The sequence below is a fragment of the Mediterraneibacter glycyrrhizinilyticus genome, from assembly GCF_015560805.1.
Taxonomy (GTDB): domain Bacteria; phylum Bacillota; class Clostridia; order Lachnospirales; family Lachnospiraceae; genus Schaedlerella; species Schaedlerella glycyrrhizinilytica_A.
On the sequence record NZ_JADMSO010000001.1, the window covers coordinates 101,699 to 121,691 of the forward strand.

Annotated in this window: 21 protein-coding genes and 1 riboswitch; of the genes, 20 read left to right on the forward strand and 1 reads right to left on the reverse strand. The window is 49.7% G+C overall.

From position 1 onward, the window contains the following. Positions 1-8: 8 nt before the first annotated feature. From I2H87_RS00485 to I2H87_RS00505, 5 genes are all read left to right on the forward strand, one after another. A complete protein-coding gene (locus I2H87_RS00485) occupies positions 9-980 on the forward strand; it encodes a V0D/AC39 family V-type ATPase subunit (protein ID WP_009267427.1) in 972 nt (323 codons plus the stop codon). Next, positions 973-1,293, forward strand: a complete 321-nt coding sequence (locus I2H87_RS00490; RefSeq protein ID WP_009267426.1) for a V-type ATP synthase subunit F — start codon at positions 973-975, stop codon at positions 1,291-1,293. Before I2H87_RS00485 ends, I2H87_RS00490 begins: the two co-directional genes overlap by 8 nt. Positions 1,294-1,315: 22 nt before the next feature. Continuing rightward, entirely contained in the window at positions 1,316-3,082 is a 1,767-nt protein-coding gene (locus I2H87_RS00495) for a V-type ATP synthase subunit A (protein ID WP_009267425.1), read from the forward strand. After that, positions 3,083-4,453 carry a V-type ATP synthase subunit B gene (locus I2H87_RS00500; protein WP_009267424.1) on the forward strand — a complete coding sequence of 457 codons (1,371 nt, stop codon included), beginning with the start codon at positions 3,083-3,085 and terminating at the stop codon, positions 4,451-4,453. Positions 4,454-4,531: 78 nt separating this feature from the next. After that, positions 4,532-5,209: a V-type ATP synthase subunit D gene (locus I2H87_RS00505; RefSeq protein ID WP_009267423.1), complete on the forward strand. Its 678-nt coding sequence runs from the start codon at positions 4,532-4,534 to the stop codon at positions 5,207-5,209. A gap of 75 nt (positions 5,210-5,284) precedes the next feature. Here I2H87_RS00505 and I2H87_RS00510 read toward each other — a convergent pair whose 3' ends face one another. Beyond that, positions 5,285-5,539 carry a hypothetical protein gene (locus I2H87_RS00510; RefSeq protein WP_147322379.1) on the reverse strand — a complete coding sequence of 85 codons (255 nt, stop codon included), beginning with the start codon at positions 5,537-5,539 and terminating at the stop codon, positions 5,285-5,287. Positions 5,540-5,934: 395 nt separating this feature from the next. On the opposite strand from I2H87_RS00510, the gene I2H87_RS00515 reads away from it, so the two are divergent. The 15 genes from I2H87_RS00515 (at position 5,935) to dusB (ending at position 19,913) form a co-directional block, all read left to right on the forward strand. Continuing rightward, positions 5,935-6,408, forward strand: a complete 474-nt coding sequence (locus tag I2H87_RS00515) for a hypothetical protein (protein WP_009267421.1) — start codon at positions 5,935-5,937, stop codon at positions 6,406-6,408. 59 nt (positions 6,409-6,467) lie between these two features. Then, positions 6,468-6,977, forward strand: coding sequence for a shikimate kinase (locus tag I2H87_RS00520; RefSeq protein WP_054704897.1), 510 nt, complete (start codon positions 6,468-6,470; stop codon positions 6,975-6,977). Positions 6,978-7,000: 23 nt separating this feature from the next. After that, complete coding sequence (locus tag I2H87_RS00525) at positions 7,001-7,192, forward strand: hypothetical protein (RefSeq protein ID WP_044954733.1); 192 nt, start codon at positions 7,001-7,003, stop codon at positions 7,190-7,192. 8 nt (positions 7,193-7,200) lie between these two features. After that, positions 7,201-8,493 (forward strand): UDP-N-acetylglucosamine 1-carboxyvinyltransferase, encoded by a 1,293-nt coding sequence (locus I2H87_RS00530; RefSeq protein WP_009267419.1) that lies wholly within the window; start codon positions 7,201-7,203, stop codon positions 8,491-8,493. 73 nt (positions 8,494-8,566) lie between these two features. Beyond that, positions 8,567-8,666: riboswitch (SAM riboswitch) on the forward strand. Between the two features lie 97 nt (positions 8,667-8,763). Beyond that, positions 8,764-9,951 (forward strand): methionine adenosyltransferase, encoded by a 1,188-nt coding sequence (gene metK, locus I2H87_RS00535; protein ID WP_195609074.1) that lies wholly within the window; start codon positions 8,764-8,766, stop codon positions 9,949-9,951. A gap of 86 nt (positions 9,952-10,037) precedes the next feature. Further along, positions 10,038-11,093: a sensor histidine kinase gene (locus I2H87_RS00540; protein WP_009267417.1), complete on the forward strand. Its 1,056-nt coding sequence runs from the start codon at positions 10,038-10,040 to the stop codon at positions 11,091-11,093. After that, positions 11,086-11,778 (forward strand): response regulator transcription factor, encoded by a 693-nt coding sequence (locus I2H87_RS00545; RefSeq protein ID WP_009267416.1) that lies wholly within the window; start codon positions 11,086-11,088, stop codon positions 11,776-11,778. The genes I2H87_RS00540 and I2H87_RS00545 overlap by 8 nt, the downstream gene beginning before the upstream one ends. 9 nt (positions 11,779-11,787) lie before the next feature. After that, positions 11,788-13,173, forward strand: coding sequence for a TrkH family potassium uptake protein (locus I2H87_RS00550; protein WP_195609075.1), 1,386 nt, complete (start codon positions 11,788-11,790; stop codon positions 13,171-13,173). A 52-nt stretch (positions 13,174-13,225) separates the two neighbouring features. Beyond that, the gene (locus I2H87_RS00555; protein WP_195609076.1) at positions 13,226-13,879 is read left to right on the forward strand and encodes a potassium channel family protein; all 654 of its coding nucleotides are present in this window, start codon (positions 13,226-13,228) and stop codon (positions 13,877-13,879) included. Between the two features lie 9 nt (positions 13,880-13,888). Continuing rightward, positions 13,889-14,674 carry a TrmH family RNA methyltransferase gene (locus tag I2H87_RS00560; RefSeq protein ID WP_195609077.1) on the forward strand — a complete coding sequence of 262 codons (786 nt, stop codon included), beginning with the start codon at positions 13,889-13,891 and terminating at the stop codon, positions 14,672-14,674. A gap of 50 nt (positions 14,675-14,724) precedes the next feature. Beyond that, the gene (gene argF / locus I2H87_RS14035; RefSeq protein WP_195609078.1) at positions 14,725-16,821 is read left to right on the forward strand and encodes an ornithine carbamoyltransferase; all 2,097 of its coding nucleotides are present in this window, start codon (positions 14,725-14,727) and stop codon (positions 16,819-16,821) included. A gap of 17 nt (positions 16,822-16,838) precedes the next feature. Continuing rightward, positions 16,839-17,825 carry a biotin--[acetyl-CoA-carboxylase] ligase gene (locus tag I2H87_RS00570; protein ID WP_195609079.1) on the forward strand — a complete coding sequence of 329 codons (987 nt, stop codon included), beginning with the start codon at positions 16,839-16,841 and terminating at the stop codon, positions 17,823-17,825. 20 nt (positions 17,826-17,845) lie between these two features. Then, on the forward strand, positions 17,846-18,190 hold the full coding sequence (locus I2H87_RS00575) for a DUF6145 family protein (protein ID WP_009267409.1): 345 nt from the start codon (positions 17,846-17,848) through the stop codon (positions 18,188-18,190). Then, positions 18,174-18,950: a type III pantothenate kinase gene (locus tag I2H87_RS00580; RefSeq protein WP_009267408.1), complete on the forward strand. Its 777-nt coding sequence runs from the start codon at positions 18,174-18,176 to the stop codon at positions 18,948-18,950. The genes I2H87_RS00575 and I2H87_RS00580 overlap by 17 nt, the downstream gene beginning before the upstream one ends. 3 nt (positions 18,951-18,953) lie before the next feature. Beyond that, entirely contained in the window at positions 18,954-19,913 is a 960-nt protein-coding gene (dusB, locus tag I2H87_RS00585; RefSeq protein WP_009267407.1) for a tRNA dihydrouridine synthase DusB, read from the forward strand. The last annotated feature ends 80 nt before the right edge of the window (positions 19,914-19,993 follow it).

Sequence of the window (19,993 nt, forward strand, 5' to 3'; positions counted from 1 at the left end):
ATAGAGATTTGAATGAATTAGAGTATACGTTTGCGGTCGCGCGGATCCGCGCGCTGGAAGCGTCTCTTCTGACAGATCAGGTTATCGACCAGCTTGTGAACAGTCCGGGAGAAAAACAGTGCCTGGAACTTCTGCGTGAGCGCGGATGGGGCGACGGCGGAAATGATCTGGATGCAGAGGAGATGCTGAAAACAGAAGAAAAGAAGACTTGGGAAGTGATTCGCGAGGCGGCGCCGGATCTGAACGTATTCGATGTGTTTTCCTATACGAAACTGTACCATAATCTGAAAGCGGCGATCAAAGAAGTCTGCACGGAAGTGCGCAATGAAAATATTTTCTATGACGACTGCGAGATTTCCGGTGAGGAAATGCTTCGGATCGTGGAGAACAAAGAATTTTCCCGGCTTCCGGGAAAGATGCCGGAGGCGGCGCAGGATGCTTACGATACGCTGCTCCATACGAGAGACGGACAGCTTTGCGATGTGATCATCGATAAGGCGGCTTTGGAAGCGATTTATGCGGTGGGACAGGAGTCGGAAGACGAGATCATCCGGAATTATGCGGAATCTACGGTTGCGATCGCGGATATCAAGATCGCGGTACGTTCCCAGAAGACCGGGAAATCAATAGAATTCATGCGGCGCGCGATGGCAGAATGTGAAAGTATCAGTATCGAACAGCTGATGAAAGCGGCATTGTCCGGTATGGATGCGATCAGCGAATATCTGTCGGGGACTTCGTATTCGGAGGGCGCGCAGGCGCTTGGCGACTCACCGTCGGCGTTTGAGCGGTGGTGCGACAACCGGATGATCCAGACGATCCGTCCGCAGAAATACAACAGTTTTTCCGTAGGACCGCTGGTGGCGTATCTGATCGCGAGAGAAAATGAGATCAAAACGGTTCGGATCATCCTGACCGGAAAGCAGAACGGCTTTTCGGATGAGGCGATCCGGGAAAGGGTAAGGGAGATGTATGTATAAAATTGCAGTGATCGGCGATTACGGAAGCATTTACGGCTTCGCAACGCTGGGACTGAGCATCTGCCCGGTCAAGACCCGCGAGGAAGCGAAGAATAAATTAAAACAGCTTGCAGAGGGAAAATATGGGATCATCTATATTACAGAAGCTGTGGCTGCCGAGATCAAAGAAGAAATCGAAAAATATCAGGAGCAGACATTGCCGGCGATCATTCAGATCCCGGGCGTGTCGGGCAACACAGGCGCAGGAGTAGACGGCGTCAAAAAGACTGTGGAGCAGGCGGTCGGTTCCGATATTCTGTTTTCACAGGAATAAGAAAGGTAGGTAATTCGTCAAAATGAGCACAGGCGTAATTAAAAAAGTCGCAGGACCGCTTGTCATTGCATCGGGAATGCGCGACGCGAACATGTTTGACGTGGTTCGTGTCAGTAAACAGAGACTGATTGGCGAAATCATTGAGATACACGGAGACGAGGCGTCTATTCAGGTTTATGAGGAGACTTCCGGACTCGGACCGGGAGAACCGGTGGAGTCTATGGGCGTACCGATGTCCGTTGAACTGGGACCCGGACTGATCACGAGTATTTACGACGGAATTCAGAGACCGCTGGACGATATCATGAAAGTTTCGGGAAACAGCCTGAAACGTGGTGTGGAAGTTCCGTCCCTGAAACGGGATCTGAAATGGGAATTTGTCCCGACCGTACAGGTTGGCGACGAAGTCGCGGAGGGCGACGTGTTCGGAACCGTGCAGGAGACGATCGTTGTTCAGCAGAAGATCATGGTTCCGTACGGAGTCAAAGGTAAGGTCAAAGAGATCAAATCCGGTGAGTTTACCGTGGAGGATGTTGTCTGCGTTGTCGAGACGGAGAACGGAGACAAAGAACTGACAATGATGCAGAAATGGCCGGTTCGCCGCGGACGTCCGTACCAGAAGAAACTGCCGCCGAAGATGCCGCTTGTCACGGGACAGCGTGTCATCGATACATTTTTCCCAATCGCAAAGGGCGGTGTGGCAGCGGTTCCGGGACCGTTCGGAAGCGGAAAGACCGTGATCCAGCATCAGCTTGCGAAATGGGCGGAAGCGGACATTGTCGTGTACATTGGATGCGGAGAGCGTGGAAATGAGATGACGGACGTTCTGAATGAATTTCCGGAATTGAAAGACCCGAAGACAGGACAGTCTCTGATGCAGAGAACGGTTCTGATCGCAAATACATCGGATATGCCGGTTGCGGCGCGTGAAGCATCGATCTATACCGGAATCACGATCGCAGAATATTTCCGTGATATGGGATTCTCGGTTGCATTGATGGCAGATTCCACATCCCGCTGGGCAGAGGCGCTCCGTGAGATGTCCGGACGTCTGGAAGAGATGCCGGGTGAAGAGGGATATCCGGCATATTTGGGAAGCCGTCTGGCGCAGTTCTATGAGAGAGCCGGACATGTGATCTCCCTCGGAAAAGACGGACGAGAGGGCGCGCTGTCAGTGATCGGTGCGGTATCCCCTCCGGGAGGAGATATTTCCGAGCCGGTATCCCAGGCGACGCTCCGTATTGTTAAAGTATTCTGGGGACTGGATTCCGCACTTGCGTATAAGAGACATTTCCCGGCGATCAACTGGCTGAACAGTTACTCGCTGTATCTGGATGATATGGAAAAATGGTTCAATGAGCAGGTGGAATCTGACTGGATGGCGAACCGCCAGAAGATGATGACGCTTCTTCAGGAAGAGGCGGAACTGGAAGAAATCGTTAAGATGGTAGGTATGGATGCACTTTCACCGGGAGACCGTCTGAAAATGGAAGCTGCGCGCTCGATCCGTGAGGACTTCCTGCATCAGAACTCGTTCCATGAGATCGACACCTATACATCATTGAAGAAACAGTATATGATGATGAAACTCGTGATCGCATATTATGAGAACGCGGTTGAGGCTCTGAAAGAGGGCGCGGGACTGAATGCATTGATCTCGCTTCCGGTTCGTGAGCAGATCGGTCGTTTCAAATATGTGACCGAAGAAAATCTGGATGTGGAGTATAAAAAAGTCAAGGAACAGCTTCACGTTGAGATTGCCAATGCATTGGGAAAGGAGATGATGTAAATGCCGAAAGAGTATCGTACTATACAGGAAGTTGCCGGACCGCTGATGCTGGTACGGGGCGTGGAACATGTCTCCTATGATGAATTGGGGGAGATCGAGCTTGCCAGCGGTGAGGTACGCCGCTGTAAAGTTCTGGAAGTAAACGGAAGCGATGCACTTGTACAGTTGTTTGAAAGCTCTACCGGTATCAATTTGTCCAACAGTAAGGTGCGTTTCCTTGGACGCAGTATGGAGCTTGGCGTGTCGGAAGATATGCTGGGACGTGTCTTTGACGGTCTTGGCCGTCCGATCGACGACGGTCCGGAGATCCTGCCGGACGCCCGTATGGACATCAACGGTCTGCCGATGAACCCGGCAGCCAGAAGTTATCCGGAGGAATTTATCCAGACAGGTGTATCTGCGATCGATGGTCTGAACACTCTGGTCCGCGGACAGAAGCTCCCGATCTTCTCGGCATCCGGTATGCCGCATGCGCAGTTGGCGGCACAGATCGCAAGACAGGCAAAAGTACGCGGAACCGATGAGAACTTTGCCGTTGTATTTGCTGCGATGGGTATCACATTTGAGGAATCCAACTTCTTCGTGGAAAGTTTTAAAGAAACAGGTGCGATCGACCGTACGGTTCTGTTCGTCAATCTGGCAAACGACCCGGCGATCGAGCGTATCGCAACGCCGCGTATGGCGCTGACAGCAGCAGAATATCTGGCATTTGAAAAAGATATGCATGTACTGGTTATCCTGACGGATATTACAAACTATGCAGATGCGCTGCGTGAAGTATCAGCAGCACGAAAAGAAGTTCCGGGACGACGCGGATATCCGGGATATATGTATACAGACCTGGCGTCTCTGTATGAGAGAGCAGGACGTCAGAACGGAAAATCGGGAAGTATCACGATGATCCCGATCCTGACGATGCCGGAGGATGACAAGACCCATCCGATCCCGGACTTGACTGGATATATCACCGAGGGGCAGATCATCCTGAGTCGTGATCTGTATCGAAAAGGCGTGACGCCGCCGATCGACGTACTGCCGTCTCTTTCCCGTCTGAAAGATAAGGGAATCGGCGAGGGCAAGACCCGTGCGGATCACTCCAATACGATGAACCAGCTCTTCTCCGCATATGCCCGTGGTAAAGATGCGAAAGAGCTGATGGTGATCCTTGGAGAAGCTGCGCTGACGGAGATCGACCTGATGTATGCGAAGTTTGCGGATGCATTTGAAGAGCAGTATGTATCGCAGGGATATAATACAGACCGAAGCATTGAAGAGACTTTGGATATCGGATGGAAGCTGCTGTCCATGCTGCCGAGAACCGAACTGAAACGAATCGATGAGAAATTCCTGGATGAATATTACGGAAAGTAGGTTTATGTTTTTAGCCTAAGATTTTCGGACTATTGTGAAAAAATTCAGGACTCAGATTGGAAAGGGAGGTGACGGCAGTTGGCATCGACACAGGTAAATCCAACCCGTATGGAATTGACCAGATTGAAAAAGAAGCGGATCACTGCGATCCGCGGTCATAAGCTTTTGAAAGATAAGCGGGATGAGCTGATGCGCCAGTATCTTGATCTGGTACGGGAAAATATGGAAGTACGGCTGCGGGTGGAGAAAGGGATCCTTTCTGCCAACAAGAACTTTGTCATTGCGAAAGCCGGCATGTCAGAGGCGGCGCTGAATACAGCGCTGATGGCTCCGAAACAGGAGATCAATCTGGAGGCGGGTGAGAAGAATGTCATGAGTGTAAACATTCCGACATTTGAATACAAGACAAGGACAGCCGATGAAAACGATATCTATTCTTATGGTTTCGCATTCACATCCAGTGATCTGGATGGTGCGGTGAAGTCGCTGGCAGATATTCTGCCGGATATGATACGGCTTGCAGAATGCGAGAAAGCGTGTCAGCTGATGGCGGCGGAGATCGAGAAGACGAGACGCCGTGTAAATGCGCTGGAACATGTCATTATTCCGGAGACTGAAAAGAATATCAAGTATATTACGATGAAGCTGGATGAGAATGAACGAAGTACCCAGATTCGTTTGATGAAAGTAAAGGATATGATGCTTGAGGAAGCGCATGGATACAGCCAGAAAGCAGAAGAATACGAAGCAGTATAATTAATAAAAAAGCAGCCGGGACAAAAATTGCAGGAGTGCGGAGCACGAAACAATTTTTGTCCCGGCTGCTTTTGATTAACGATTTTGAAGCTCTTCTGTGAGACGCTGGAGCTTTTGGGTGAGTTCATCGATGAGATGATCTTTTTCGGAAATAGCGTTGTCCTTTTCGGAGAGTTTGGTTCGAATTTCGGAAATGGCGTTGTCCTTTTCGGAAATCTGGATTTTCATTTCAGCTAGTATATCGTTTTTCTCATCTAATTCATCCTGCATCTCATCGATCATCAGCTGAACGGTGTTTTTGTCTAATTCGGCAAGTTCTTTAGAAAACATTCTCATAACCTCCTCGATATTGAGACACAGCCTGTATCCATCTTCGTAAAGCGCCTTGAATTCCGGATATGTTTCGATAAGCTTTAGAATGATTTCGGGGTCATCTTCCGATAGAAAAGTCAGCCATGCCTCCAGTTTATTTTCGAATTTACAGGTGATTTTATTTTGGATGTTTTTCTGAAAGATGTCAAGAGCAACGAAGACATATTTTTGCAGAAGTTCTAATTTTAAACCGGTATTAAATGTCTGTTCCGCATAATGACAATACACATCTGTGAATTTGTTGATAGTTACAGTTCGATCCGCATCGCACCAAATGGAAAAAATTACATATAATAAAGAAAGGAAAACGTGCTGTAAATCAGAGGGAGTTTATAGCCGAAAGGATTGTGAAAATGATGCAGAAACTGCCGTATTATATGGTGTATCCGATGCCGTTTGTGTATGATGACGAGCGAATCGAGGAGCGGGATATGGAGTATATGAAGAGTTTGTATCCGGATGCGGCAAAACGAATTTTACCATATATTGAAGAAGAATGTGACCGATTGGAATATCAGTGCAGTATGATCTACGATGAGTATCCGGATCAGCTGCAGCTGCGGATGATGTGTAAAAGAATTTGTGAAAATGTGAAAAAACATGAAAAATTTTGGATGGAATGTGAATATCCTGAAATATCCTCACATTCAGAGAGAGAGTTGGAAGAGAACAGCGCTGTGAAAGATACAGGAAAAATCCGAGGGCAGGAACGACCGCTTGGCCCGATGCGGCAGGACTGGCTGCAAAATCTGGTGGAAGTCATGCTTTATCAGGAATTGTTAAGACGAAGACGGGAGGGCAGGAGACGGGGACGAAGAATTTACTAATGAAAAAATGTATGTTATAATGACGACTGTAACAAATGAATTTACGGAGCAAAATACATATGAAAAAAAATAATTTGATCTTTATCGGTATGCCGGCAGTCGGTAAAAGTACGGTCGGTGTTGTAGTGGCAAAACGGTTGGGAAAGAACTTTATCGATACCGATCTTTTGATTCAGGAGCAGGAGAAAAAACTGTTGCGTGAGATCATCGCGGAAGTGGGAGAAGACGGATTTTTGGAGATCGAGAATCAGGTCAACCGGGATCTGGAAACGGAAAATGCAGTGATCTCGCCGGGGGGAAGCGTTGTCTATTGTGAGGAAGCGATGCAGCATTATAAAGAGATCGGAACGGTGGTATATTTACAGGCATCTTATCAGACAATAAAGCGTAGGATAAAAAGTCCGAAAAAACGTGGTGTTGTCCTGCGAGAGGGACAGACGTTTCAGGATCTGTATAATGAACGCGTCCGGCTGTTTGAAAGATACGCGGATGTTACGATCTGTGAAGATGGATGCCAGATCGAGGAAACGATAGAAAAAGTGCTGGAAGAAATCGAAAAAATGGCGTAAAAAGTGACCGAAGAAACAAAATTGTGAAAAAGATTTTACATTTTTGTAAATTGTGGTATAATATCCGCGGATATTATAAGACGAACTTAGTTTTGACATTTTTATATATCGTCGGTGCGGCGTCGGTGTACGAGGGGAGTATACTTGCTGCATACCGGCGCAGATACAGCAGAAGAGTGAAGTCGGCAATGAAAATGACGATATCGGATAATTGAGGTGCAATATGGAGCAGTATATTATTAAGGGCGGAAATCCGCTGGTAGGGGAAGTAGAAATTGGCGGTGCAAAGAATGCGGCGCTTGCGATTCTGGCAGCAGCGATCATGACAGACGAGACCGTTCAGATTGAGAATCTTCCGGATGTCAACGACATCAATGTGATGCTGGAGGCGATCGCGGGAATCGGTGCGATGGTTCAGCGTATCGATCGGCATACAGTGAAGATCAACGGAAGCACGATCGGGGATTTCAATATTGAGTATGATTATATCAAGAAGATCCGGGCATCGTACTATTTGCTGGGTGCTCTCCTTGGAAAATATAAACGTGCGGAGGTGGCGCTTCCGGGCGGATGCAATATCGGAAGCCGTCCGATCGACCAGCATTTGAAAGGATTCCGCGCATTGGGTGCCGATGTGGATATCGAGCATGGAAAGATCGTTGCGGAGGCGGAACAGCTTCGCGGCACACATTTGTATTTTGACGTGGTCAGTGTCGGCGCGACGATCAACGTGATGATGGCTGCGGCAATGGCAGACGGTGTGACGATCATGGAAAATGTGGCGAAAGAGCCGCATGTCGTGGATGTGGCGAACTTTTTGAACAGTATGGGAGCGAATATCCGCGGAGCCGGAACCGATGTGATCAAGATCCGCGGAGTGAAAACACTCCATAAGAGTGAGTATTCGATCATTCCGGATCAGATCGAAGCCGGAACCTTTATGTTTGCGGCGGCAGCGACAAAGGGAGACGTTACCGTACTGAATGTGATCCCGAAGCATTTGGATGCAACGATCTCCAAACTGATCGACATCGGATGTGAAGTGGAAGAATTTGACGATGCGGTTCGTGTTGTGGCGAAAGGACGTCTGCGCAGCACACAGGTGAAGACGCTTCCGTATCCGGGATACCCGACCGATATGCAGCCGCAGATCGGCGTTGTACTTGCTTTGGCTCATGGAACGAGCACGATCACCGAAAGTATTTTTGAAAATCGTTTCAAATATTTGGATGAGCTTGCAAGAATGGGCGCGAATATTAAGATCGAGGGGAATTCCGCAACGATCGAGGGCGTGGAGAAGTTCTCGGGTGCGAGAGTCAGCGCACCGGATCTCCGTGCAGGAGCGGCGCTCTGTATCGCGGGACTGGCAACAGACGGCATTACGATCATCGACGATATTGTGTATATCCAGCGCGGATATGAGCGGTTTGAAGAGAAGCTGCGTGGTCTGGGCGGTATGATCGAAAAAGTGGCAAGCGAAAAGGAAATCCAGAAATTCACCTTAAAGGTGAGCTGAAAGAGGTTGACATTTCACCGGGGACGGTGTAAAGTAGCTAATGTATTACAAGATAACTGAACAATGAAACTTTCTCTTATTCAGAGCAGTGGAGGTACAAAGGACCTGCGAAGCTGCGGCAACCCCTGAGAACAGGAAGGTGCCAACCTGAGCGAGTAATCGAACAATAAGAGGATTGTTATGAAGAATCCAACAGTCCACTTTGCGTGGGCTGTTTTCTTTTCCTTAAGAGAAAGGTTCATGAACCAGACAAGAAAAGGAGAACAAGAGATGGAAAAATTATTATTTACTTCAGAGTCGGTAACCGAGGGACATCCGGATAAGATGTGCGATCAGATTTCCGATGCGATCCTGGACGCATTGATGGAGCAGGATCCGATGAGCCGCGTTGCATGCGAGACGTGTGTGACGACAGGAATCGTCATGGTCATGGGAGAGATCACGACAAAGGCATATGTGGATATTCAGAAGATCGTGCGCGATACGGTGCGCGAGATCGGTTACACACGAGGAAAATACGGATTTGATGCGGACACCTGCGGCGTCATGACTTCCATTGACGAGCAGTCGGCGGATATTGCGCTCGGAGTCGATAAAGCGCTGGAGGCAAAAGAAAATAAAATGTCCGAGGACGATATCGAAGCGATCGGAGCCGGAGATCAGGGAATGATGTTCGGATATGCTTCCGACGAGACGGAGGAATATATGCCGTACCCGATCGCGATGGCGCATAAACTGGCGCTTCAGTTGACCAAGGTGAGAAAAGACGGTACACTTTCTTACTTAAGACCGGACGGAAAGACACAGGTTACCGTGGAATATGATGAAACCGGCGTGCCGAAACGTCTGGACGCGGTCGTACTTTCCACACAGCATGATCCGGAAGTGACGCAGGAACAGATCCATGCGGACATCAAAAAATATGTGTTTGACGAGATTCTTCCGGCAGAGATGGTGGATGAGGAGACGAAATTCTTTATCAATCCGACCGGACGTTTCGTGATCGGCGGACCTCACGGAGACAGCGGACTGACCGGACGGAAGATCATCGTAGATACTTACGGCGGAATGGCAAGCCACGGCGGCGGTGCGTTCTCCGGAAAAGACTGCACGAAAGTGGATCGTTCGGCAGCTTATGCGGCGCGGTATGCGGCGAAAAATATCGTGGCGGCAGGACTTGCGAAGAAATGCGAGATCCAGCTGTCTTATGCGATCGGCGTTGCACAGCCGACTTCGGTCATGGTCAATACATACGGAACCGGAAAAGTCAGTGATGAAAAACTGGTGGAGATCGTCCGGAACGAATTTGATCTGCGTCCGGCGGGCATTATCAAGATGCTGGATCTGCGCCGTCCGATCTACAAACAGACTGCGGCGTACGGACATTTCGGAAGAAACGATCTGGATCTCCCGTGGGAGAAGCTGGATCGCGTTGATGCACTGATGAAATATTTATAAACTCCAGGCGGATATCTTGCGGTATCCGCCTGATTTATGTTACTGTAAGATAGTTAGATGAATCGGTCGGACGGGAGGGCAGGACAATGAAATTAAAGACAAAATTGGTCGTCGCATTTATGGCGGTGATGATTCTGCCGACGATATTTACGATGGTGGCGATGTATGCGATCGCGCCGCGCAAGGTAGGGGAGATCCAGCAGTTGTATCTGCTGATCGTATTTATGACGGCGGCGCTTCTTGTGTATTGGATCTATCGGACGGTTTCCATACCGCTTGCAAAGCTGCAGAAAGCCGCTCGGAATATCAAAGAGGGCAATCTGGATTTTGAGATCAAGGCGGATGCGGACGACGAGATCGGGCAGCTCTGTCAGGATTTCGAGGAGATGCGGCTTCGCCTGAAAGCAAATGCAGAGGAAAAGGTTGCCTTTGACAAGGAAAATAAAGAACTGATCAGTAACATTTCCCACGATCTGAAGACGCCGATCACAGCGATCAAAGGGTATGTGGAGGGGATCATGGACGGTGTGGCGGATACGCCGGAGAAGATGGACAGATACATCAAAACGATTTATAATAAAGCGAATGAGATGGATCTTCTGATCAATGAACTGACGCTGTATTCCAAGATCGATACGAACCGGATCCCGTACAATTTTACGACGATCTCGGCGCAGCAGTATTTTATCGACTGCGCGGAAGATCTGTATATGGAACTGGACTCCAAGGGCGTACGGTTTGAATTCCGCAATTATATGGAGGAAGACTCCAAGGTGATCGTAGATCCGGAGCAGCTTCGGCGCGTGATCAACAATATCATTTCCAATTCGCTGAAATATATGGATAAAGAGCAGGGGATCATCACGATGAACGTCCGGGATGTGGGAGACTTTATCCAGGTAGAACTGGGAGACAACGGAAAAGGGATCGCGGCAAAAGATCTGCCGAATATTTTTGACCGCTTTTACCGCACGGACGCTTCCAGAAACTCATCGAAAGGCGGCAGCGGGATCGGTCTGTCGATTGTGAAGAAGATCGTCGAGGAGCACGGCGGCAAGATCTGGGCGACAAGCACGGAGGGGAAAGGAACCGTGATGTATTTTGTAGTAAGAAAGTATCAGGAGGTACCGATGAATGAATAAACGGATTTTGATCATTGAGGACGAAGAGAGTATTGCGGATCTGGAAAAAGATTATCTGGAACTGAGTAATTTTGAAGTGGAAGTTGCCAATGACGGCGAGCAGGGACTTGCCCAGGCGATGGAGCAGGATTTTGATCTGATCATTTTGGATCTGATGCTGCCGGGCGTGGACGGATTTGAGATCTGCCGTCAGGTGCGCGACAGCAAGAATACGCCGATCATCATGGTATCGGCGAAGAAAGACGATATTGACAAGATCCGGGGACTGGGACTCGGTGCGGATGATTATATGACGAAGCCGTTCAGCCCGAGCGAACTGGTTGCAAGAGTAAAGGCACATCTGGCAAGATATGAGCGGCTGATCGGAAGCAATGTGGAGGAAAATGAGATCATCGAGATCCGCGGGCTGAAGATCGATACGACGGCGAGACGGGTGTGGGTCAACGGGGAGGAACGTTCGTTTACGACGAAAGAGTTCGATCTTCTGACATTTCTGGCGGGACATCCGAACCATGTCTACACAAAAGAAGAGCTGTTCCGGGAAATCTGGGATATGGAGTCGATCGGGGATATCGCGACGGTTACGGTACATATCAAAAAGATCCGCGAGAAGATCGAGTACGATACGTCGCATCCGCAGTATATCGAGACAATATGGGGAGTGGGATACCGGTTTAAGGTATGATGAGAATTTATGAGTAAGGAAAAGAAAAGTGACGGAAGACTTAGTTTGAACACGATGCAGATGATCGCCCTAGGCTTTCTGGGCGTTATCCTGCTGGGAGGCGTTCTGCTCTGGCTTCCTTTTTCCAATCAGGAGCCCATCGCATTTGCCGACGCACTGTTTACGTCCGTGTCGGCGGTCTGTGTGACCGGGCTTTTGACGATTGTTCCGGCGACACAGTTTACGGTCGCGGGAAAAGTGATCCTGTTGCTTTTGATTCAGATCGGCGGTCTGGGTGTGATCGCGTGCACGGTCGCATTTTTCCTGATCCTCCGGAAAAAGATCACGATGAAAGAGCGGGTGATCATCCAGCAGACTTACGGACTGGATACATTGTCGGGGCTTGTAAAATATATGCTTTTGATCCTAAAGGGAACCTTTCTTGTGGAGGGGATCGGCGCATGCTGTTATGCATTCCGGTTTGTTCTGGAATTCGGCGTCGTAAAAGGGATCGCATACAGTATTTTCCAGGCGATCTCGGCATTTTGCAATGCGGGGATCGATATTCTCGGAGATCAGAGTTACAAAGGCTATGCGACGTCGCCGATCGTGAACTTCACAACGATGGCGCTGATCGTTCTGAGCGGTCTCGGATTTCTTGTGTGGCATGATATCGGGAAAAATGTTTTTCGTGTGTGGAAGCAGAAACTTCCGAAAAAACGGATGTGGACCCGGTTGAGAGTGCAGAGCAAGATCGTACTTGTGATGACCGGATTTCTGATCTTTTTCGGGATGATCGGATTTTTCTTTTTGGAATATCACAATCCGGAGACGATGGGAACGATGAGTGCCGGAGAAAAACTGATGGCATCGGCGTTCCAGTCGGTGACGTCGAGAACCGCGGGATTTGCGGCGGTGTCTCAGGGAGATCTGACTTCCGCGTCCAAACTTCTGGGCTGTATTTTGATGTTTATCGGCGGATCGCCGGGCGGAACTGCGGGCGGTGTGAAGACAACGACGGTCGCGCTGCTTTTGCTTGTGTGTATCAGTGTGCTCCGCGGATCTAAAGATGCGGAGTGCTTCGGCAGAAAGATCGCTTCGGCAGTCGTGAGATCCGCAGTCACGATCATTCTGGTGACGTTTCTGATCTGGGTCGGCGGAATCGCAGTGATCACGATCTTAGAACCAAATGTAGACTTTCTGGACATTATGTACGAGGCAACGTCGGCGATCGCGACGGTGGGACTGTCTGCGGATCTGACGCCGCTGCTCGGAAGAGGAAGTCAGGCGGTACTGATGTTTTTGATGTATGCGGGCAGGATCGGTCCGGTGACGATGGCGCTTGTATTTGCCGGAAAGGCGAGAAAATCGAGTCAGCTCCGGGAACTTCCGGAGAAGCATATCATGATCGGATAGAACAGACCGGAGATCCGGCTGAAAAAGAGAATGAAAAAAGAGGATGTGAAATATGAAAAAGCAGTTTGCGGTATTGGGACTTGGAACTTTCGGGAAAAGCGTGGCGCTGACATTGGAAGGTCTCGGGTGCGACGTGGTCGCAGTGGATAATTCGCTGGAAAAGGTGCAGGATATTTCCGACAGTGTGGCGTATGCGATGCGGGCGGATGTGGCGGATCCGGAAGCTTTGCAGGAGTTAGGGGCGCGGAATCTGGACGCGGTCGTCGTCGCTGTATCGGATAGTCTGGAGGCGAGCATCATGGCGACGATCATTTCCAAAGAAATGGGGATCCCGTATGTGATGGCAAAAGCAAAAGATGAACGGCACGGCGCGGTGCTGGAGAAAGTCGGCGCGGACTGTATCGTATATCCGGAGCGGGATACCGGAACCCGTGTGGCGAAAAGTCTGGTCTCCTCGACATTTACGGACTGGATCGAGCTTTCTTCGGAGTACAGTTTGACGGAGGCACAGATGCCGGAACAATGGATCGGAAGATCGTTGTCAGAGTTGCGGGTGCGGGAGAAATACGGCGTCAATGTAGTCGGCGTCCGTCAGGGCGAAGAAGTCAATGTGACATGGGATCCGCACGAACCGCTTCCGGCGGAGGGGGTTCTGATCATCATCGGATCCAATGAAGTGCTGGAACGATTTGAAGCAAAGAGATAGGAAAATATTATGATCACAAGTACAGGAAATCAAAAAGTAAAAGAAATCATACAGCTCCAGAAAAAAAGCAGGGCAAGAAATCAGGCGGGGATCTTTTTAGTGGAGGGACTTCGGATGATACAGGAAGTGCCGAAAGACCGTCTGGAAAAGCTGTATGTGTCAGAGGGATTTTATCAAAAATATTGGGCGGAACTCGAAGCGGAGGGATTCACGGAACGAACGGGGATAGAACTTGTTTCAGATCATGTCTTCGCGGCAATGTCCGACACGAAAACACCGCAGGGAGTTCTGGGGATCGTTCGCAGGGCAGAATATACGGCTGAGACGCTTATGGGGCAGGCGGCGCCGTTTCTGATGGTGCTCGACAACCTGCAGGATCCGGGAAATCTCGGCACGATCTTCCGGACGGCGGAAGCGGCGGGCGTGACCGGGATCGTGATGAGCAGAGACTGTGTGGATATTTACAATCCGAAGACGATCCGCTCGACGATGGGTGCGATCTACCGGATGCCGTTCCTGATCGCAGAAGATCTGCCGGGGATGATCAGGCAGTTAAAGAAAAAAAAGATCGGCGTGTATGCCGCACATTTGGACGGAAAGAACACTTACGATCAGGAAGATTACGCAGGCGGTTGCGCGTTTCTGATCGGAAACGAGGGCAACGGACTGCGGCAGGAAGTGGCGGACTGTGCAGACACCTGGATCCGGATCCCGATGGCGGGGCAGGTGGAATCGCTGAACGCCGCGGTGGCGTCGGCAGTTCTGATGTTCGAGGTGAGCAGACAGCGCAGATAGAAAGCGGCGGTCGCCGTATTGTAGAGCGGATGGCTGAATGGAGGAGATACATGGAACCGGTATTGGATTTGACGAAAGAATATGGTATTGTATTAGATGGCGGAGGCGCAAGGGGCGCATATCAGATCGGTGCATGGAAAGCTCTGAAAGAAGCCGGCGTGAAGATCAACGCGGTGGCAGGAACTTCGGTGGGAGCGCTGAACGGTGCGCTGATCTGTATGGACGACGTGGAGAATGCGGTCAGGATCTGGAGTGAGCTGACATTTTCCAGAGTGATGGATGTGGACGATGCGTGGATGACCCGGTTGTTTGACGGGGAGATCCCACTTGGCGAAGCATTTGGAGAAGTGTGGAAAGTGCTCGGGGAGGGCGGAGTTGATATTACGCCGCTCAAAAATCTGATCCATGAAATGATCGACGAGAAGAAGATCCGATCTTCGGGCAAAGAATTTTGCATTCTGACCTTTTCGTTGTCGGAGATGGAGGAGAAAGACTTAAGCCTCGAGGAGATTCCGGAGGGGCTTCTGGAAGATTTTCTGCTCGCCAGCGCGTATCTGTTTGGATTTAAAAATGAAAAGCTGCATGGGAAACGTTACATCGACGGCGGCGTAGTCAACAATGTGCCGGTGAATTCGCTGATCGAGAGAGGATATAAAGATCTGATCGAGATCCGTATTTACGGACCGGGGAGAGAGCCGTCTTTTGAATTGCCGGAGGACGGGGAACTCTATCGGATCGGCGCGCGGGTGGATCTGGGAAATATCATCGAGTTTGACGGAAAGCGAAGCCGTCAGAATTTAAAAATCGGATATTTCGACGCGAAACGGCTGATCTATGGGCTGGACGGATATATGTATTATCTGGAACAGACGCATGAGGAAGCATGGTACGAGCGGCGGATGCGGGTGCTCGGCGAGCTTGAGAAAGCGGAGATCCGGTTCGTGCTGAAGCTCAGACCGGGATGCAGCGACAAAGAGTTATTGATTGCGATGCTGGAGGCAAGCGCAAAATTACTGCGTGTGCCGAAGTATCAAATATATACGGTGGATGAATTTTGGAGACAGGTATACCGACGTTATGAAAGTCTGGAGGATCCGAAGCATCTGCCGAAATTTACACATACTTTAATGAAGATGGGAAGGGAGAACACGATGGATTTAAAAGGAAGAAATTTTTTGACACTGAAAGATTTTACACCGGAGGAGATCTTGTATCTGCTTGATCTGGCAGCAGATCTCAAGGAAAAGAAGAAAAACGGGATTCCGGTGGATCATTACAAAGGAAAAAATATCGCGCTTATCTTTGAAAAGACAAGCACAAGAACACGCTGTGCGTTTGAAGTGGCAGCGCATGATCTCGGAATGGGATCGACTTATCTGGATCCGAAGAGTTCTCAGATCGGCAAAAAAGAAAGTATCAAAGATACGGCGCGGGTACTCGGACGGATGTATGACGGGATCGAATACCGCGGATTCGGACAGGCGATCGTGGAAGAACTGGCAAAATACGCGGGCGTCCCGGTATGGAACGGTCTGACGAATGAATATCATCCGACGCAGATGCTGGCGGATATGCTGACGATCCGTGAGAACTTCGGTAAACTCGAGGGGATCAAGCTGGTGTACATGGGAGATGCAAGATACAACATGGGTAATTCTCTGATGATCGCATGTGCGAAGCTGGGAATGCATTTTGTGGCATGTACAACAAAAGAATATTTCCCGAATGAAGAACTGGTGGAGATCTGCCGCGGTTATGCAAAAGAGTCCGGTGCGACGATCACATTGACAGAAGATGTGAAAGCCGGCACGAAAGACGCAGACGTTATTTACACGGACGTATGGGTATCCATGGGTGAGCCGGATGAAGTATGGGAGGAGCGGATCAAGACACTTTCCCCATATAAGGTGACAAAAGAAGTGATGGAAAATGCAAAAGAAAGCGCAATTTTCCTGCATTGTCTGCCGGCATTTCATGATCTGGAGACAATGATCGGAAAAGAGATGGGCGAACGTTTTGGAATCACCGATATGGAAGTGACGGACGAAGTGTTTGAATCGGAGCAGTCGAAAGTATTTGACGAGGCGGAGAACCGGATGCATACGATCAAAGCGGTCATGGTAGCTACGCTGGGAGAAGTTGAATAAGGACAAGAGGTAGTAGTTTGAAAGCGGAAATTTTGAAAATGCTGAAAGAAGCGGATGATCATATTTCCGGGCAGCAGTTGTGTGAACAATTTCAAGTATCCAGGACCGCAGTGTGGAAAGTGATCAATCAGCTGAAAGAAGAGGGCTATCAGGTGGAAGCGGTGCGGAACAAAGGCTACCGGATCATAGAAAGCCCGGACGTACTGACAAGAGAAGAGCTGTCGGTGCAGATCGGCGATGCGACCCGTTGGGCGGGGCAGGAGATCGTCTGTTTTACGGAAACGGATTCGACCAATGTCCGGGCAAGGAAGCTGGGAGAAAACGGCGCGGCGCACGGAACGCTTGTCGTTGCGGAACAGCAGACTGCCGGGAGAGGACGCCGGGGCAGAGGATGGGAATCGCCGGCGGGAAGCAGCATTTATATGTCGCTTCTTCTGCGCCCGGAATTTCTGCCGAACAAAGCGCCGATGCTGACGATCGTGATGGCTTATAGTGTGGCAACCGCGCTGCGGGAGCAGACCGGGCTGGATTTCCGGATCAAATGGCCCAACGACATTGTGCTGAACGGGAAAAAAGTGGTCGGGATCCTGACGGAAATGAGCACGGAGATCGAGTATATCAATCATGTGGTGATCGGCGTCGGGATCAACGTCAATACGGAAGCTTTTCCGGAGGAAATCTGTGCGACGGCGACTTCGATCCGACTGGAATCCGGAAAGACATGGAGACGCGCGGAGCTGATCGCGGCGATCCTCCGGCAGTTTGAAGTGCAGTATGAACGGTTTGTGAAAGAGGAGGATCTCGCTTATCTGCGGGAAGCATACGATGCGGTTCTTGTGAACTGCAACCGGGAAGTACGGATCCTCGGAGAGAAAGACGGTTATCGGGCGGTGGCGCTCGGGATCGACGATCAGGGAGAGCTTCTGGTCCGAAAAGAAGACGGGACTGTGACGTCTGTGTATGCGGGAGAAGTATCTGTCCGCGGTATTTATGGATATGTATAAGAAAAGGAAAAAGGTGTAGTATGGAAGAAACAGTATTATGTGTGGCAAATTCCTATGAAAGAAAATTCTATCTGAATCCGGAATTTGCTTCTCTTCCGGAAAGTATCCGTCAGGAACTTCAGATCATGTGCGTACTTTACACGGAAGATGTAGGCGGAATCTTTATGGTCGTATATAATGAAGACGGGGAACTGGAATTAAAAGTAGAACATGCAAGCGACGATTTTGCATTTGACGAGATCGGAAGCGTACTGAAGATTAAGGAACTGCAGCGTACAAAAGAAGAGTTGTTTGAATCTCTGGAATTGTACTACAAAGTGTTCTTTCTCGGAGAGGAGCTGAAAAAAGATGCTGTTGACGATTGATGTGGGAAATACCAATATTACATTGGGCGTGTTTGAAAATGAGACGTTAAAGGGCACATTCCGTATGACGACGAAGCGTTCCAGAACTTCCGATGAATATGGATTCAATATTTGTGGCATACTGGAACACAGGAATATTATGCCGCAGGACATTAAGGATGTGATCATCGCGTCTGTTGTGCCGGATATTATGCATTCGCTCACAAGCGGGATCATCAAATATCTGAACATCAAACCGATCATCGTCTCGGCCGGGATCAAGACCGGCATCCGGATCGTCACAGAGAATCCGAAAGAGATCGGACCGGACCGGATCGTCGATGCGGTGGCAGGGTATGAACAATATGGCGGACCGATCATTGTCGTCGATTTCGGAACGGCGACGACTTACGACCTGATCGGGGAAAAAGGAACGTTTGAAGCCGGGATCACGGCGCCGGGCATTGAGACGGCAGGGCGCTCCCTCTGGGGCGGCGCGGCGATGCTTCCTGCGATCGAGATCCGAAAGCCAAAGTCCATTCTGGCGCAGGAGACGATTTCCAGTATGCAGGCAGGACTTGTGTATGGTGCGATCGGACAGACCGAATATATTGTGCAGAAGATCAAAGAAGAATGTGGGTATGACAACATCAAAGTCGTGGCGACAGGCGGACTCGGAAAGATCATCGCAGACGAGACAGACTGCATTGACATTTATGATCCGGATCTGACGCTGACCGGACTTCGGCTGATCTACAATAAGAACCGGAAAGTGAAATAAACGATGAGACAGTTAAAAATAGGAAATGTGGTACTTGAAAATTCCTACGTATTAGGACCGATGGCAGGCGTAACAGACCTGCCATTCCGTTTGCTTTGCAAAGAGCAGGGGGTCGGGCTGATCTGCATGGAAATGGTCAGCGCGAAAGGGATTTTATATAACAATAAAAATACGGAGAGTCTGCTTCAGATCCATCCGGATGAGACGCCGGTGTCACTGCAGTTGTTCGGCTCCGATCCGAAGATCGTCAGCGAGATGGCAAAACGGATCGAGGAGCGACCGTTTACATTTCTGGATATTAATATGGGATGTCCGGTGCCGAAAGTCGTGAAGAACAAAGAGGGATCCGCACTGATGAAAAATCCGCGGCTTGTCTACGAGCTTGTGAGCGCGGTCGTGAAAGCGATCGAGAAACCGGTGACCGTCAAGATCCGGAAAGGATTTGATGACGAGCATGTCAATGCGGTGGAGATCGCGAAGATAATCGAGGAAGCCGGAGCATCCGCGGTGGCAGTCCATGGACGGACGCGGGAACAGTATTATTCCGGAAAAGCAGACTGGGAGATCATCCGTCAGGTCAAAGAGGCGGTTCACATCCCGGTCATCGGCAACGGAGACGTGACGTCGGGAGAACAGGCGGAAGCGATGCGAAAGCAGACCGGATGCGACGGCATTATGATCGCCCGCGCGGCAGAGGGGAATCCGTGGATCTTCTCGGAGCTGATCGCGTATGAAAAGGACGGCACGGTCCCGGAGCGCCCATCCGTCGATGAAATCCGTGAAACGATGCTCAGACATGCCAGACTGCAGCTGGAATATAAAGGCGAATATCAGGGAATCCGGGAAATGCGGAAGCATGTGGCGTGGTATACGAAAGGGCTGCACGGATCGGCACGTTTGAGAGAGCAGATCAATGCGGTTCAAACCTATCAAGAGCTGGAAAAAATCTTGACATCATTATAGCCATTGGTTATAATATTGAAATTGTGAAATATAATTGAAAATGGGCTAAGACTACGTTGTTAAGGCAGCGAGATTATAAG

Bases quoted from the DNA above. Each gene is read 5' to 3' on its own strand.
- I2H87_RS00490 (WP_009267426.1), top strand. From the start codon at position 973: ATGTATAAAATTGCAGTGATCGGCGATTACGGAAGCATTTACGGCTTC.
- I2H87_RS00495 (WP_009267425.1), top strand. From the start codon at position 1,316: ATGAGCACAGGCGTAATTAAAAAAGTCGCAGGACCGCTTGTCATTGCA.
- I2H87_RS00500 (WP_009267424.1), top strand. From the start codon at position 3,083: ATGCCGAAAGAGTATCGTACTATACAGGAAGTTGCCGGACCGCTGATG.
- I2H87_RS00510 (WP_147322379.1), bottom strand. From the start codon at position 5,539: ATGTTTTCTAAAGAACTTGCCGAATTAGACAAAAACACCGTTCAGCTG.
- I2H87_RS00515 (WP_009267421.1), top strand. From the start codon at position 5,935: ATGATGCAGAAACTGCCGTATTATATGGTGTATCCGATGCCGTTTGTG.
- I2H87_RS00520 (WP_054704897.1), top strand. From the start codon at position 6,468: ATGAAAAAAAATAATTTGATCTTTATCGGTATGCCGGCAGTCGGTAAA.
- I2H87_RS00530 (WP_009267419.1), top strand. From the start codon at position 7,201: ATGGAGCAGTATATTATTAAGGGCGGAAATCCGCTGGTAGGGGAAGTA.
- metK (WP_195609074.1), top strand. From the start codon at position 8,764: ATGGAAAAATTATTATTTACTTCAGAGTCGGTAACCGAGGGACATCCG.
- I2H87_RS00540 (WP_009267417.1), top strand. From the start codon at position 10,038: ATGAAATTAAAGACAAAATTGGTCGTCGCATTTATGGCGGTGATGATT.
- I2H87_RS00545 (WP_009267416.1), top strand. From the start codon at position 11,086: ATGAATAAACGGATTTTGATCATTGAGGACGAAGAGAGTATTGCGGAT.
- I2H87_RS00550 (WP_195609075.1), top strand. From the start codon at position 11,788: ATGAGTAAGGAAAAGAAAAGTGACGGAAGACTTAGTTTGAACACGATG.
- I2H87_RS00555 (WP_195609076.1), top strand. From the start codon at position 13,226: ATGAAAAAGCAGTTTGCGGTATTGGGACTTGGAACTTTCGGGAAAAGC.
- I2H87_RS00560 (WP_195609077.1), top strand. From the start codon at position 13,889: ATGATCACAAGTACAGGAAATCAAAAAGTAAAAGAAATCATACAGCTC.
- argF (WP_195609078.1), top strand. From the start codon at position 14,725: ATGGAACCGGTATTGGATTTGACGAAAGAATATGGTATTGTATTAGAT.
- I2H87_RS00575 (WP_009267409.1), top strand. From the start codon at position 17,846: ATGGAAGAAACAGTATTATGTGTGGCAAATTCCTATGAAAGAAAATTC.
- I2H87_RS00580 (WP_009267408.1), top strand. From the start codon at position 18,174: ATGCTGTTGACGATTGATGTGGGAAATACCAATATTACATTGGGCGTG.
- dusB (WP_009267407.1), top strand. From the start codon at position 18,954: ATGAGACAGTTAAAAATAGGAAATGTGGTACTTGAAAATTCCTACGTA.